Source organism: Prosthecobacter sp. (assembly GCF_044236155.1).
GTDB lineage: Bacteria > Verrucomicrobiota > Verrucomicrobiia > Verrucomicrobiales > Verrucomicrobiaceae > Prosthecobacter.
Genome location: NZ_JBIIHA010000057.1, coordinates 13,762 through 27,970, shown reverse-complemented (window position 1 = coordinate 27,970; position 14,209 = coordinate 13,762). Strand labels below are relative to the sequence as shown.

General features: G+C 60.6%; 7 protein-coding genes. All 7 read right to left on the bottom strand.

All coding sequences use genetic code 11. The features are described 5' to 3' along the window. Positions 1-2: 2 nt before the first annotated feature. Entirely contained in the window at positions 3-2,855 is a 2,853-nt protein-coding gene (locus tag ACILSE_RS22630; RefSeq protein WP_395719718.1) for a glycoside hydrolase family 28 protein, read from the bottom strand. A 151-nt stretch (positions 2,856-3,006) separates the two neighbouring features. Beyond that, complete coding sequence (locus tag ACILSE_RS22625; protein WP_395719717.1) at positions 3,007-4,866, bottom strand: beta-L-arabinofuranosidase domain-containing protein; 1,860 nt, start codon at positions 4,864-4,866, stop codon at positions 3,007-3,009. Positions 4,867-4,876: 10 nt separating this feature from the next. Beyond that, the gene (locus ACILSE_RS22620) at positions 4,877-6,559 is read right to left on the bottom strand and encodes an MGH1-like glycoside hydrolase domain-containing protein (RefSeq protein WP_395719716.1); all 1,683 of its coding nucleotides are present in this window, start codon (positions 6,557-6,559) and stop codon (positions 4,877-4,879) included. Between the two features lie 14 nt (positions 6,560-6,573). Next, a complete protein-coding gene (locus ACILSE_RS22615; RefSeq protein WP_395719715.1) occupies positions 6,574-8,127 on the bottom strand; it encodes a serine hydrolase domain-containing protein in 1,554 nt (517 codons plus the stop codon). 74 nt (positions 8,128-8,201) lie between these two features. Next, positions 8,202-10,313: a discoidin domain-containing protein gene (locus tag ACILSE_RS22610; protein ID WP_395719714.1), complete on the bottom strand. Its 2,112-nt coding sequence runs from the start codon at positions 10,311-10,313 to the stop codon at positions 8,202-8,204. A 44-nt stretch (positions 10,314-10,357) separates the two neighbouring features. Further along, positions 10,358-12,670: a glycoside hydrolase family 32 protein gene (locus ACILSE_RS22605; protein ID WP_395719713.1), complete on the bottom strand. Its 2,313-nt coding sequence runs from the start codon at positions 12,668-12,670 to the stop codon at positions 10,358-10,360. 10 nt (positions 12,671-12,680) lie between these two features. Beyond that, on the bottom strand, positions 12,681-14,120 hold the full coding sequence (locus tag ACILSE_RS22600) for a hypothetical protein (protein WP_395719712.1): 1,440 nt from the start codon (positions 14,118-14,120) through the stop codon (positions 12,681-12,683). Positions 14,121-14,209 lie beyond the last annotated feature (89 nt).

Genomic DNA, 14,209 nt, shown 5'->3' with positions numbered 1-14,209 from the left:
TGTTACTTGGTTTTGGAGTCCTTTTTGGCCTCCGCATCGAATTGATCGGCCTTCTGCTGGATTTCGCGGTCGAGTGCGGCGGAACGCGTGCGTAGCTCAGTGAGACGGCTCAGTTCGTCCGTCGTCGGAGCGATGAGCACCGGCACTGATGTGCCGCAGTCAACGCGGCAGTTCTTCTCGGTCACGTCCTTGGCATCGGCGAGTTTCGCCAGGCCGGGCACCGGTGCGGGAGCGCGGCCCACGACGCCTTGCAGCGTCAGGCCTTGCACGTCGTCCCCGGCGATGAAGGCGCGGGCGTCGGGCTTCTCCACGGCGAATCGCACGTTCTCCAGACGCACGCCTTTGACGTGGCGGAGATAGAGAGCGGAGGCGGGCAGTTCGCCGTCGAAGGGAACCGCCCATTTGAGATACTCAAAGGCTTCGAGCAGCTCGCCCACGTCGAGACGCGACGCTTGCTCGGCGGTGCCGCCGCCGGGAAAGGTGATGTCGATGTCGGAAAACGAAATGTCCTCAATGCGGCTGCCCGGTCCCGACACCACGGCCGAACAAAATCGCTTGTAGGGGGCCTCCCATCCGCTCTTGCTTCGCAAGATTCCGCCGTCACCCACGACCGCCTTGATGTGATCGAAGCGGACGTTCCGTATCTGCCCGATCGGGGGGCGACGCGTCTGGTGGTGCTTGCTGAAGGCGAAGCGCGAGGCCAGCACCATGATGGGCTGGCAAACCTTGGTCATCTCGATGTTCGAAAACGAAAGGTCTTCGTGCGTCTGCCCGCCGGAAGACTCGATCTTGATGCCGCCCTGGCAGTCCGTGAACGTGCAGTCTCGCATCGTTAGGCGTCGCGTCGCGCCGAAGGACTCGCATCCGATACGGATGGCGCACCAACGGGTGGTCAGGCGGCAGCCGCTGATCTCGATGTCCTCGTTGGGCCAGTCGGGGTGGAAGGTCTGCAACGCAATGCAGTCGTCTTTGCAGTCGGCGTCGCAGTCCTTGATGGAGACGCGACGTGAGCCGGCGAGGACGAAGGCATTGCCGTAGGCGGCGGAGTCACGGCTGCGCACCATGACGCGCTCGATCTGGATATCCGTGCACCGCGCGAAGAACGTCGTGAACATCGCCGGGTCGATCAACGTGAGTCCGCTGAGCCTGACGTCGCGGCAACGCTCGAAGCGGATCAACATCGGGATGCATCGCTGAGGATCGCCTTTATTCGGGAAAATCTTGCTGGCTACTCCGCCTTGACCGTCGATGACACCCGAACCTTCTAGTCGAACCTGTTCGGCGTCTTCCGCGTAGATCAGCGCCGGACGGTGTTGCGTGTTGATGCTCTTGAACATGTTTAGACTGTCTTGGGCATCGAACCAATGCAACTCCGCCGTCTCCACCGCGTAGTCGGCGATCTTCGGACTGCCGCGCAGGATGGCGTCCTTCTCGATGCGCAAGACCACGCCGCTCTTCAAGCGCAACGAACCCGTGAGGAAGACTCCCTTGGGCACGCTCACCACGCCGCCGCCCGCCTCATGACAGGCATCCACCGCCTGCTGAATCATCTGCGTATTCAACGTCGTGCCGTCGCCTTTAGCGCCATGGGCCGTGATGTCGAAGACCTTGGGCTCGGCGGCGTGCAGCGCGGACAGCCTATCGGCGCGCAGTTCCCCGCGGCTCAGAACGCCTAACGGCAGGGTGATCGATGGACCGAACGACGGGTTCTTATTGGCCTGCCCATCCCAGCCGATGCACTCCCACACCTTGCCCTGCTGCTCACGCAGGTGGCCGAGCCAATGCCGCTTAACAGTCTGCGCCAACTCCGGATGCCCCGGCTGCAGGATGGTCAGCAGCCAGCCGACCGGGACGTGCCAGTAGGCACCGTTCATATACCTGTTTTTCGGGTGTCTAGCTTTCTCCCACATCGTAGTCGGCGAGGCGTCGCCACTCAGCGGGACGTGGCGCAGGGCACCCTCGAACTCGATCTCTCCGGGCTTGGCCAACGCCACCGCAATCGTCCTGAGCAAAGCCGCGCGGGCCTCACCCTCAACCGCGCCGATATAGATCGCATAGATGCTGCCCCACACATCCGACTGCCCGGAGATGCCGTTGGAGGCTTTGAGCCAGCCGCCGTGGGTGCCGTCGGTGTCGGCAAAGACCGGCAGGATATGCGAGCGGATCTGTTGGGCGACGTCGGCATAATGTTTGGCGTCTTCCGGTTGGTCCATCTTGGTGGCGAGCCAAGCGAGGTGCAGGGCGGCGCGGTATCGGATCAGCGAGGCCATCAGGAGGTCGCCCGTCATCTCGATGGCATCATAGAAAATGAATCCGACCGCCCGCCGCGCCGCCGTGGTGCGCACCAATTGTGTGGCCGGATCGATCTCCGGCACGGCAAACGCCAGCTTCAGTCGCTCATACACGGTGCGCCCGCCCACCTCGCGGCTCAGCAGCGCTTTGGCATCACCACTGCGAGCGAGCATGTGGGCGAGCCAGATGACATCAAACTGGTTGTTGCTGGGCGGGCGGAACCCCCAGTCGCCATTCATGTTGGCCGATGGATCGTAGGTGCCGGGAAAGAACACCGGTGCGCCGTCCACGTTGATATGATCGGGGATGGCATGGGCGGGTATGACCACCTGCCGGCCCAGATCCCTTGGCTCCGGACCGTTTTGCTTTTCCAGGATCAGTTGGAAGTGCTGGAGTCCGTCCTCGCGCGCTATCAAACCGCTGGAAAAATTCATGGTGAAGTCCTGGATCCAGATCGCCGGATAACCACCCGGCGTGATGGCCCGGAACCCCAAGGTATTTGTTTTGTCGTGGGCGACGGCACCCGGAGCCACCTCGCAGGTTTCGAGGGTGGCCGTCGCCAACTCGCGGACCAACGCCAGTTCGTCCGGTGCCAGAACCTCCAGCGGGGCCGCGCCATGGGCAACGGCATCGGCAGCAGGTAGAACATCGGCCAGCGATGCGAGTAGCAGCGCGGTGAGGAGTGTGAGTGTGTGTCTCATTGGTGGCCTTTGCTCAGTTTTGGTTAAGAAGTTCGTCCTCGACGGCTTTGGCTGGATCTGGAATGCGCAAGTAGGTGGACACGCCGCTCGCATCCACGAACTCGGTCAGCACGACCTCCAGCGGCGCGGTGCCTTGGCCGCCATTTCCCGGTGCCCATGCTTTAGCCGTGACTTTCAGCCCGCCGGGGCGGACCGAACTGTCGGCGAGCGGCTGCCCGAGGCTTGCGGGATCGATCATCAGCTCGCGTGGATCCTTGAAGCGCTTCAGCAGTTCGGCGTTGGCCGTGCCTCCAAGGCAATAGACGACCGGGCCGCGCATCAGGGCGGCGCGGCCTTCCTGGAGATGACGTCCCCGGACCAGCCGCCAGGGCATCGGCATGTCGAGCGTCAACACGTCACCCGGCTTCCACATCCGACGAATCTCGCAAAACGGCTGACCGGGCGTGATCGCACGCGGCTGACCGTTGATGGCCAGTGTCGCCTCCGGGCACCAACGCGGGATGCGCAGCCGCAACGGAAACTCCATCGGCTCTGCTGGCGTGACGGTGATCTTCACTCGCCCTGTGGTGGGATAATCCGTCTCCTGCTGGATCGTGACGGCGCGCCCGCCCACCTGCTCGATGGCTTTGCTCGACTGCGTGAACAGATTCACCGCGATGCCGCCGTCCGCGGTGCGGTAGTAAACCTTCTCGGGGAGTTCGGCCATGATACGGCGATGGTTGCCGGGGCAGCAGAAATCGTCGCCCGTGTAGCTGCGGGGACCCTCGAATACCGTGAAGCTCCGTGTCTTTCGTCCTGCTGGGTCCTGGGCCGCGAATAGGACGTTGTAGATCGTTCGCTCCATGATGTCGCCGTGGCGCAAGTCGCCATCGAGGCGCATGAGGCTGTCGAGCCAGCGAATGAGATAGGCCGTGGCGCAGCTTTCGGCGGGCTTGTTGCTGCCATCCTGGCTGTCCGCGAAATGTTCATCGTCGCCCGCCGACCCAATGACCAGCAGGTCGCCGTCACGCTTGGTAAGCTCGCGCAGGATGAAGCGGGAGGCGTCCAGGGAGCCCTCGCGGGGTTCCCAACGGTGGAGCTGAGCCTGGGCGTAGCATCGGGCGAAGTTGACGTAAACGTGGCCGGTATCGCGTTCCCTGAGGGTCGTTTTCTTCCAGTCGCGAAGACTCGAAAACTCGATCTCGGCATGGCAGTAGCCGTGCCGGACGCTCGCGGCGTAGTCGAGGTAGCGTTTCTCGCCGGTGGCGTGGTGGAGTGCCATGAGGGCTTCGGGCAGGCCTGCCGTGCAGATCCACTCCGCCTTTGGGCACCGCGCAAAGGCCGCCATCGCGTAATCGGCCAGTTCGCGTGCCTGCTGGAGAGAGTCAGGGTTGTTGCGGAAGCGGGCATGTTCCAGCAGTCCGAGCACGACGTATTCCTGGTCGTGCAGGGTCCAATTGCGGCCGTTCTGCCCCCCGTTCGGCTCGGCGGGCATGTGTCCGAGATAGCCGTCGGCATCGCGTGTTTTCATCAGTTCGGACACCAGATGGTCAACCCGCTCGGCCACTTTTGGGTCGCCGGTGTAGGCGGCAAAGCGGCTGCCAGCGGCGATGACCTTGCCCACGCCGATGTAGCGCCAAGGCTTGGCTGCGGGAAGCGGAGGGCGTTTGCGGAAGGGGGCGAGGAACTTCTGCTCCAGGTCGATGACCATGAAATTCTTGTAGATCAGGTCCTCGATGCGTCGCCCGATCTCGCCCGACAACTCGCTCTTATCGAGTGTGACCGGCTGCAAAGCATCACGGACTTTCGGCGTGAGGCTATTAGGCGCATCAGCTGCATGCAGCGCGGCCAGCGGCGCGAGCAGTAAGGCGGTGAGTGTGAGTGTGTGCTTCATAGTTGATGATTCATTTGTCCGCGTCGGTCATCTCGATCCTGACCACCTGCTTGCCGGTGGCCGTTGTCGGAATGGTGCGTGCTTCCTGGCCGTTGACGGTGAGCTTTTTCACCACGTTGCCTTCACCGGTGATGTGGATTTCCAGCTCGGCTAGGCGATACGGCAGTTCATAGGCTGTCACCGGGCTCATGCCTTTTGGAATCGTCGGTTTGAAAGTGATGCCTTCGGTGCCCAGTTGCAGGCCGCAGAGGCCTTGCAACACCATGCGAACATAGGCGGTCGAGCTCATGGTGTTCCGTCCGCAGGACTGCCAGAGGTTGATACCTTCTTTGCCCTTCATGGGTGGAAAGAGTTTCGCGATGGCATCAGGCGTTGGTTCCCCGGTGCCACCCAGGCGTGCTGCAATGAAAGCCTGCATGGCTGCGCCTTTTCGTCCGGTCATACCTTCCTGCACACCGCCATAGATTTCGCCGCTGATGGGATGATACATCTCGGCGAACTGGTTGTCGCGACACGCCCTGTCGGCTGTGTTTTTCAATTCCAGGGTGAAGCGATCCGCCTGTCCTGCTGAGGCTGCCACTTCAGACCACACTCCATTGACGGGGGGCCAAATGGAGTTCCGGTGGCCAAAGGCCATGGGATCCGATGAGGCATAACGGGGCCAGTTCGGCCAGATCACCGGAATTCCCTGCGGCGTGATGTGAATGTTGGCAAACACACGTTTTGCCTGCTCGGAGCTGGCGATGCCAAAAAGAATGGCGAGCGTGTTGCCCCAGCCTTCCTGATGATCGCTGCCGCCAAAAGAATCCACCATGTAGCGGTAGGTGCCCGCATCGTCTCTCCAGAAATGCTTATTGATCGCAGCCTTGAGTCGTGCCGCTTTTTCCAGCAGGGTCTTATCCACCGGCAAGCCGAGTTCCTGCTGCATCCGTGCTGCAAGCACGTAGGCCTGATAGTTGATGCATTGAATGGAAAGCGCGTGCATGGGCAGCCCAAGACCTACCGCGACCTTCTTGTCCGGATTATACTGTGGCCACTTGATGATGTGGCCGACTCCTGGCATCGATTTTGTCCAGAAGTCAGGATAGTGCGAAATGCCATCCGCCATGAAGGCTGGACCCCGAAACAGATTCAGTTCTGAGTCGAACTCGGTGCGCTCGCCATACTCCAAACCACCCAAAGTGGCCGCCAACGCGATCTTTAGGAATGGAATGCTACCGGTATGAAGATAGTTCTCCCAGGCTCCCACGGACCAGGACATGCCGCCTATGGGATCATAACACCGAATGCTTCTGTCCTTCTCCATCGTCAGCGTGGCGAACAAAGAGCTGGTCACCGCATCGGGCTGGAGGAAACCAGCGCCATCCCAGGCATACATCGCAGAGTCAAAAAGAAAAACGTTGCCAGGGTAATCCATGCCACCCGTCAGGAATGCCACTCTTTCAGGAATGATCTCAGGGGTCCCCGCGATTTCCGCAAGGCGCGCCGACAGATCCTTCCATTTTTTGGGCGAGGGATGAGCCGACGAAGGCAGAATATTACTCACCAGGTCACCGCTCGCGATGCGGAAAGCCCTGCCAATGTTTGGATCACCAGCCCTGACGTAGGGGTGGAGGTTCGAGGCGGGCTCGGCAGCGTGCAACGCGGCTAGCGGCGCAAGCAGCAGGGCGGTGAGGATGACGGTGTGTTTCATTGAGTGTAACGTTTTCATGGATCTACTTTCCTGCCAGTCAGGGTGGGGCGGGTGGGCGCAGCTCTGCCCAGGACGGTGATGCTGCTCAGGAAACTGAGGGTGACGCGGTCAGCATCGAAACGGCAGGTGACCGTGTCGCGGTGCGGGAACTCAAGGTAGCACCAGGTGAGTTCGAGCGTCGAAGCGTCCAGCCAGGCGGCGCTGGCCGCCACCTTTCGAAGAGGCGTGGCGAGCGTGCCAGCGCCGAGCTTCGTTGGTGTTCCTGGCATGGCGGTTTCGCCCATACGCCATTCGCCGAGGCCGTGGACGATGCTGTGGTCGGTATCACCGACCTTTGCGGTAAGGGTTACGGTTTTGTCGGTGTTAGCGATGGTGAGGCGGGTGATGCCGAGGCTATTTTCTTCCAAGGCAAAAGCCTGCGTGCCCGTGCTTGTGCCTCCGGCGACGCCAGTGCTGGGTGCGAGGTGGCGTGTGCTGAGGAGTCGGGTGAGCTTCTCCTGGGCGGCATCGTTGGCCGGAAGCTTGGCATCATGGAAGGATGGCAAGAGATGTTCCCAGACCACACCAAGTTGCTCCATCAGGTCCCGGCTTTCGCTGGTCATGACGACGACCGCATCCTGATCGGGCATCATCACGATGAGCTGGCCGAAGGCACCATCGCCCCGCACGGCGTTGTGGCGGCAACGCCAGAACTGGTAGCCATAACCTTGGCGCTGGTCGTCCTCTTCCTTTGGGCGGGTCGAGCCGGGCTTGGCGGGCTGCTGGATCTGAAACGAGGTGGCCTCTGCTACCCATGCGGCTGGCAGGATTTGGCGGCCCTGCCAGTTGCCTTTTTGCAAGTAGAGCTGCCCAAACTTGGCGAGGCCCTCGGTCGGCACGCTCAGGCCCCAGCCTCCCGTATTGATGCCTCGGGGGCAGGTGTCCCACGTCATGCCGGTGATTTTCAGTGGGTCGAACAGACGGGGCCGGAGATATTCGAGCACGGTCATGCCCGTCACCTTCTGCACGATGGCGGAGCACATGTAGGTTGCTGCGCTGCTGTAAACAAACTGCGTGCCTGGGGCGCGAACGAGCGGCTGCGCAAGGAAGGCGCGGACCCAGTCGTCGGACTTCACCATTTCATTCTGAGGATCCTTTTCGTGACCTGCGGCCATGCAGAGCAGGTCTCGCACGCGCATGGCGGCGAGGTGATCGCTGACCTGCGGTGGCAGCGAATCCGGAAAGAACGAGACCACCTTGTCATCCAGTGAAAGCCGACCCTCCGCTGCGGCCAACCCGACGGCGGTAGAGGTGAAGCTCTTGCTCAGGGAATAGAGGCAGTGCGGCACCTCTGCTGCATAGGGAGCCCACCACGTTTCGGCGACGACCTTGCCGTGTCGTAGCAGCATGAAGCTGTGCAACTCGAAGCGGCGCGCCTCCATCGTCTCAAGGAATTTCGCAATGCCCGCAGGATCGACGCCCTCCGTGAGAGGCAAACTTCGTGGGAGCGAAGCGGCGGCATCCGCTGCCTGCATCGTGGCCAGCGGCGCGAGCAGCAGAGCGGCGAGGATTGTGAGGGTGAGTTTCATAGCTACTCTTTTTCTGAGTGGGTGTCTGAATGGTTAAGGGTAGAGACTTCTGGAGGCATAAAGTTCCATCGCCTTTATTCCTGCTGGGCGGCCCAGGCACGGATGGCTGTCACACGGTCGCCGTGGGCGTTGTTGAGGATGCCAACCCTGCCGCTCGGTTCCTCGCGCAGGCTGATCCATGACATGGCGAAGTCATTCAGGTAGAAATGGAAGAAGCGCCCGCGCTGGATCAGCCGGAACTTCACGCGCTCGCCAGGCTTGCCCAGGCCGTAGAGATGCAAATCCCGCTCGACCTCGTAGTTGTAGCTGCTGCCGTCCGCGTTCAGGTAACCCATGCGGAGTCTGCCGGCGTCATCGAGGACGATCGCCCAGCCTTTGCGGCCTCCTTGGCATTCGACGTAGAGCCCCGGGGATTGGAGATTGGCACCAAGCTTTTCCGACGGCTGCTCGTAAACGTTGACGCTGCCGATGCCCACCACATCCCTCTTGGTATTGAAATTCTTCAACCTGAGGAAGCGAGCTTCCACCGGTGACTGGGTTTCGTAGAGCGACACGAAGCGGACATACGTCTCATGCTTCTTCCCCGGAAAGGCGACCCAGTTTTGCCCATCGGTCGAAACTTCCAGGTCCACCTCCGTCTCCTTCCAGTTGATCGTCCACTGGATGCGCACACGTCCGATTTTCTTGGAGGCTCCGAGGTCGAGTGTGAGCTCCGGTTGCTCTTTAGCGGTGGCGACCCATCTCGTCTCAAGCCTGCCGTCCACGGTGTTCTGAGGAAGGAAGGCTTCGGGGTGGTCTGCGGGAGTTACGGTGGCGGTTGCAGTCACTCTCGCATCCCGTGCAAGATCCAGCTCCCGATTCTTGTCCGGGATGCGTAGCTCGCCCTCGATCACCGCACCCTTTGAGAAATCGACGGTGTCGGAGAGCAGCCGGAGCGGAGGGCTTCCTTTGTCGGCGACGGTCTCCGACTGCAAGGGCAGAGGATGGGCCTTGAGGATATCATTGCCGGGCCAATACTTCAGCCACAGGTCCGAGCCATCGCACACCACCTTCTCGAAAATGGGGACGACGTAATGTTCCGTGTGCCCGTCTCCTCCCCAGATGTGGAGACTCTCGTTGTAGTCCACGGACGCGAGGACGCTGCCGTCGGGGCCTGTGCCGAATCTGGGATAATAGGCGAAGAAATCGCCCAGGATGGAATGCTGCGGCGTCGGCCGGTAGGTCCCGTCCACGCGGTCGGAGGAATAGACGCGCGAATAGTTTCTCTGTTCCCGCGGACCGGACGGACAGACGAGGAAGTAACGATCCTTGAAGTGGAAGAAACCGGTGACCGTGTCGTGGTTGCCATTCGCGGCCTTCTCGCTGGGCGTCGGAATGTCCAGCTTGAGGCGTCCTGCCGACTCCCAATGGATTCCATCCTTCGATTTCTGGAGATGCAGCCCGCAGGAAACCCCGAAAGAATAACCCTCCTCCTGCCAGGCGAGGTTTCCCCCGTGGCCCGCCTCGCCGTCCAGCAACACGAAGCTGGCCTCGTAGCGGCCCCAGCCCGGGCGCTGCAGGGTATTGCCCCCAGGAAGAAAGTAATTCAGTCCCTCGGCCCTGCGCCAATCCACAAGATCTTCTGACACTGCAACGCGCCGGACATGTTCCATCACGGGATGGTAATTCGTGTATTGCAGAATGTAGGGGCCGCCCGCCTTCTGGCTATGAATGGTCGGCGTATTGAAGGACAGCATATCCGGATCGCACTCCAACGCGGGCTTGGCATTCTTCCAGAACACGCCGTCTTTCGAAACACAGTGACTCAGAGGCCGACCGGGCGCGAGGTTGAGGTAGTAGTAGTGGTATTCTCCTCCGTGATAAACGATGGCCTGATCGCCCCAGGCATCGAGACCGCCGGGTTCGAAAAAGACCCTGTCCACGCGGATGTCATTGCGCGAGTTTAGCGAGTGCTTGTGACCTCCTTTACCCTTGAGTGCATCCTCGTGTAACCTCGCCCTTTCCGCCTGATCCACGGGTCTTCCAAGCACGGCTTCATAGACGTCCGGGACGCAGATGGGTGCCGGGGCCGCATTCGATGCTTTTGGCAGATTTCGACCGACGGGCGGGGTGGCTGTGTCGGCAGCGTGGAGCGCGACCAGCGGCGCGAGCAGCAGGGCGGTGAGAAGGGGGAGGGTGGTTTTCATGATTTGGTTTTCCTTAATGATGGTGAGTTCAATTTTACTGGTGCCTATTTTCCCTGAGTCTTCCGCGTCGGTCGCAGGGCGCGAACTTCAAACGACTTGAAAACAGTCGCTCCGTCGCCTTCGAGACTCAGTGCCTGCTGACATTCGGGACGGAAACCGGCCAGGTAGCGGTTCCCCGCCTCGTAGCCGTCGTTGATGAAGTAGCTGCACATGCTCCGGTCGCAGATCAGACGCACTTTGATGGTGCCGTTCACGGGAGAAACTCTCCACTTTGAGTGGATCGTGATCCCATTCCGGCCATGAACCTCGTAGGTTGACTCCTTGGCGTTGAAGCTGAAGAGTTCCCGGTCCCAAACCTTGAGTTGAAAATCGCCCTGCCGTGCTGCGTCCCATTCGAATTCGATGTCGAACAACTCAGGCTTGATACCGGCGAGTTTTGCGGCGAGCTCACCGAGCGAGACGTTCTTGAAGTCGTGCCTTTGGAAAACCAGCGTCTCGATTTCCTTCGCCGGATTCAGATACAGGCTCGGGCCGGTGGCTGAGGTGCGTAGCGTGACTTCCAGGGGAAGGTTCATCCCGCCCGCAACGGGTAGATCGGGATTATCCTTATAGAACTCAAAGTCATACCCCACCCCCTGAGTCAAGGCTCCAATCAGGATGCGACGCCCTTCTGGCGCGTTATCGAAGGTCCGCCCCGCGAGGAAATCGCCGTGGAAACTTATCAGTTTCTCCGTCTCTGGAATGAACTCCCGTCCGTTGAAGTCACCGATCTGGTATTGTCGATTGCAGCTGTGAAGGACCCAGTGGATCTTGCTTTGATCCCCGTCCAACGGCAGGGGAAACAAGTCGGGGGTCTCGCTCAATCTCTCCAGCTTGGTGCTGAGGTATTTCCAGTCGAGCAGGTTCTTCGACTCGTAGAAGTCGTATCCATTATTTCCGTTCAACTTGTCACACACGACCATGACCCACTTTTTCTCCCTGGGATACCAGAAAACCATCGGGCCTTGACCTGATTTATCACGCGTGAGGAAGAGTGGGTTCTTTTCATACTGCCGGAAGGTTTTCCCTCCATCGACGCTGTATTTCAGGGCGATGGCTGAACGTCCCTTCTGCAAATAGAACAACAAGATCGGTGGATGCACGCCCTGTTGCAGGCCGGAGTCATTGTTGTGGTCCACCAGCCCGCCACCCGTAAATGGCCGCCACTCCAGGTCAGGCCTGATGGTAGGTGGCTGTGCCGTCCAATGAAACAGATCCGGACTCGTGGCGTGGCCCCACATCTCATTGCCGCGCTCGAGAGCCACAGGATTATTTAAGTAAAATAGGTGCCAAAGGCCTGCGTAGAAAAACAACCCGTTGGGATCCCAGCTAAAACCGTTCTTGACGGTGAAGTTCAGTTGCGGCCGGCCGGGTTCCGCGCAGATGCCTTTCTTGTCTCGAGGCTGCTTGGAAAGAGTGATCTGCCGCATAAAATCCTCCCCGTGCTCCCTGGGGACCACCGGCTGCTTGCTGGTTAACCTCAAGCTTTTTCCGCTCCACGCCTCGTCCAAGGGGTAGGAGGCCCAGAAGTCCACGGGAAAATCAATCGCCAGCCGCATCGTCAGATCGAGCTTCTTCTGTCCATCCACTTCCAAAGAGCATGACACGTTGGGGGCCAGATTGCTGATCGGCACCACCAGGTAGTGCATCCCTTGAAGGTCCAGTTGCTTGTCCAGTGCCACGCATTGCGATTTATGAACCACCATGCGCGTTCCCTTGGGAGCTGAGTCGTCCGCGACGATTTCGTCTACGGCGATGTATTGCTTCCACCCGGCATCGCGGATCACCAACTGCCCCTCACGTCCTAGAAAGGGGGAAACATCAATGGCCCACGGCCGCAGGGTGCGTTCACCAACGGCCTCCATCTGGAATTCCTTTTTCCCGTCGATGAACAATTCCAGACTTCCGCGGAATCCCCCGATCTGAAAACGGATGAAGCGCCGCTCGATGGTGAATTTAGGCGAAGTCAAGATTCCCGGCAGATTATACCCATAGCTCGGGTCCCAACTGTCGGCCAGACCCTTGCCAGCATAGCCCACCGGCGGCTGCGAGATCGGAAGAAAATCAAGGAGGATGTTATCAGAACCGGGGGGTGCCTGGATAGGAACCATTCCTGCAAACGGTTGCCGGTCGGGGGGAAGAACCCGCGTGGGGGGATGGTTGAAGGCCTCGCCTTCTACGGTCCAATTGCCGTAGCCCTGTTCGAAATCGGCGCGGACGATGTTGGGGCGAGAGGATTGTGCCGGTTTTTCGGCAGCGTGCAGCGCGGCCAGCGGCGTGAGCAGCAGGGCGGCGAAGAGGGTAAGGGCGCGTTTCATGGTTTGGCGATTACGGCAGCTTCTCCACCTTCAGAATTCCCCAAGGATTCAGTGCGGGGATGGACACGAGAGTCCATGGGCCTTCGGTGGTCGTGGTGAGGGTGGTTTCGCGAATGAGGCTGCGGTAGTTCTTGTCCTTCTCGGCCTTGGCATGCAGCGCGGCGTCATAGGGTAGCGGCTCGCGCAGGGTCACCTTGATCGCATGCTTCCCGAAGAATCGCGCAGTGGGCAGGCGGAGTGTCGAGGTCGCGCCTTGGTCCCGTTCGACGAGGTGGATGACCACGGGTGCATGGGCATCGCCGGGTTTGGCGCGGAGGAAGGCGCTGAGCTTGCCGCTGCCGCCCTCGATACGCAGGGGCGCATCGTCGCCGAAGCGCGTGTCTTGCAGATCATACCCGCCGACGGCTGCCTCTTCGTAGCCATCAAGGACATCCGCATTGGCTCGGACGAAGCCGGTGAGGTCGGCGAACTTCTCTTGCGCGATGAAGATGCGGGGCAGCTTTTGAATGGGAATGCGTGGCACCCTCGTGACCGGATCGAGGACGACGTTTTGGAACTGGTCCCATGGCACGATATACAGATTGCCCGTGGCGTAGCTCGTCGCCCAGATCCAGCGGTAGTCCTCGGCAGGCCGGTCTTCCTGGCCGGTGAGCACGAAGAGCTTCTTCTCCTTGCGCGCGGCGAGGCCGATCTCGCGGATGCGGCTCGGGCTGATGACTTCCTTCGTCCCGTCCATGGATCGGAAACGCACTTCGGTCATCCGGTAGTCGAACACCTGCATGAAGGGCGGATCGCTGTGGCAGTTCGTGCTGAAGGTCAGTTTGTGGCCCGCGTGCTTTTCGATCTCGGTGCGCGCCCAACGGTGGAACTCCATCAAATCGGCATCGGGGATGGCATCACGGCGCCCCTTCTTGCCCCAGTCGAAAAACCCCTCGTCCGGGTCATCGCGCTGGAAGCTGGTGACACCCAGGTCCACCAACCGTTTCGCCCGTTCGAGGTAAACACGGCGGTATTCCGGGTTCGCGTTGTCGGCGCGGAAGGGAGGCTTGTCGCTTTGCCCATTCGTCCCGATGGGTTTGCCCTCGCGGTCACGCAGGGCGAGTGCGGGATCGGTTAAGGTCATGCCCAGGCTGCCCTGGAACTCCCAGCCCTTGGCCCGGACGCTCTTGATGAAGGATTCGTCCTCGATGTAAGACCAGACTCCACGAGTGATGTGGAAGTCGCTCCCGGCGGCGAGCATCCGCTCCGCTGTAAGGCCTTTTTGATCGAGCCTGAAGAGCCTCATGCAGACATCGCTGAGCTTCGGCATCTCGGGCGTGAACCCAGAGGGCTGCGCGATCTGGCTGAACGTAGCGTCTGGGGCGACGCCTGAGATAGTTGGCTCGGCAGCGGGCAACGAGGTCAGCGGTGCTAGCAGCAGGATGGTGAGGAGGCGCGGCAAGGGTTTCATGGTGAAGGCAGCAACGAAGGCGTGTCGCCGCATTCGTGGTTCCGTGTAATTCCACGAGCATCCCCGACGGTCACATTTTTCTGCACGCA

Coding starts and splice junctions, on each gene's coding strand:
- ACILSE_RS22620 (WP_395719716.1), bottom strand. CDS start 6,559: ATGAAACACACCGTCATCCTCACCGCCCTGCTGCTTGCGCCGCTAGCC.
- ACILSE_RS22615 (WP_395719715.1), bottom strand. CDS start 8,127: ATGAAACTCACCCTCACAATCCTCGCCGCTCTGCTGCTCGCGCCGCTG.
- ACILSE_RS22625 (WP_395719717.1), bottom strand. CDS start 4,866: ATGAAGCACACACTCACACTCACCGCCTTACTGCTCGCGCCGCTGGCC.
- ACILSE_RS22600 (WP_395719712.1), bottom strand. CDS start 14,120: ATGAAACCCTTGCCGCGCCTCCTCACCATCCTGCTGCTAGCACCGCTG.
- ACILSE_RS22610 (WP_395719714.1), bottom strand. CDS start 10,313: ATGAAAACCACCCTCCCCCTTCTCACCGCCCTGCTGCTCGCGCCGCTG.
- ACILSE_RS22605 (WP_395719713.1), bottom strand. CDS start 12,670: ATGAAACGCGCCCTTACCCTCTTCGCCGCCCTGCTGCTCACGCCGCTG.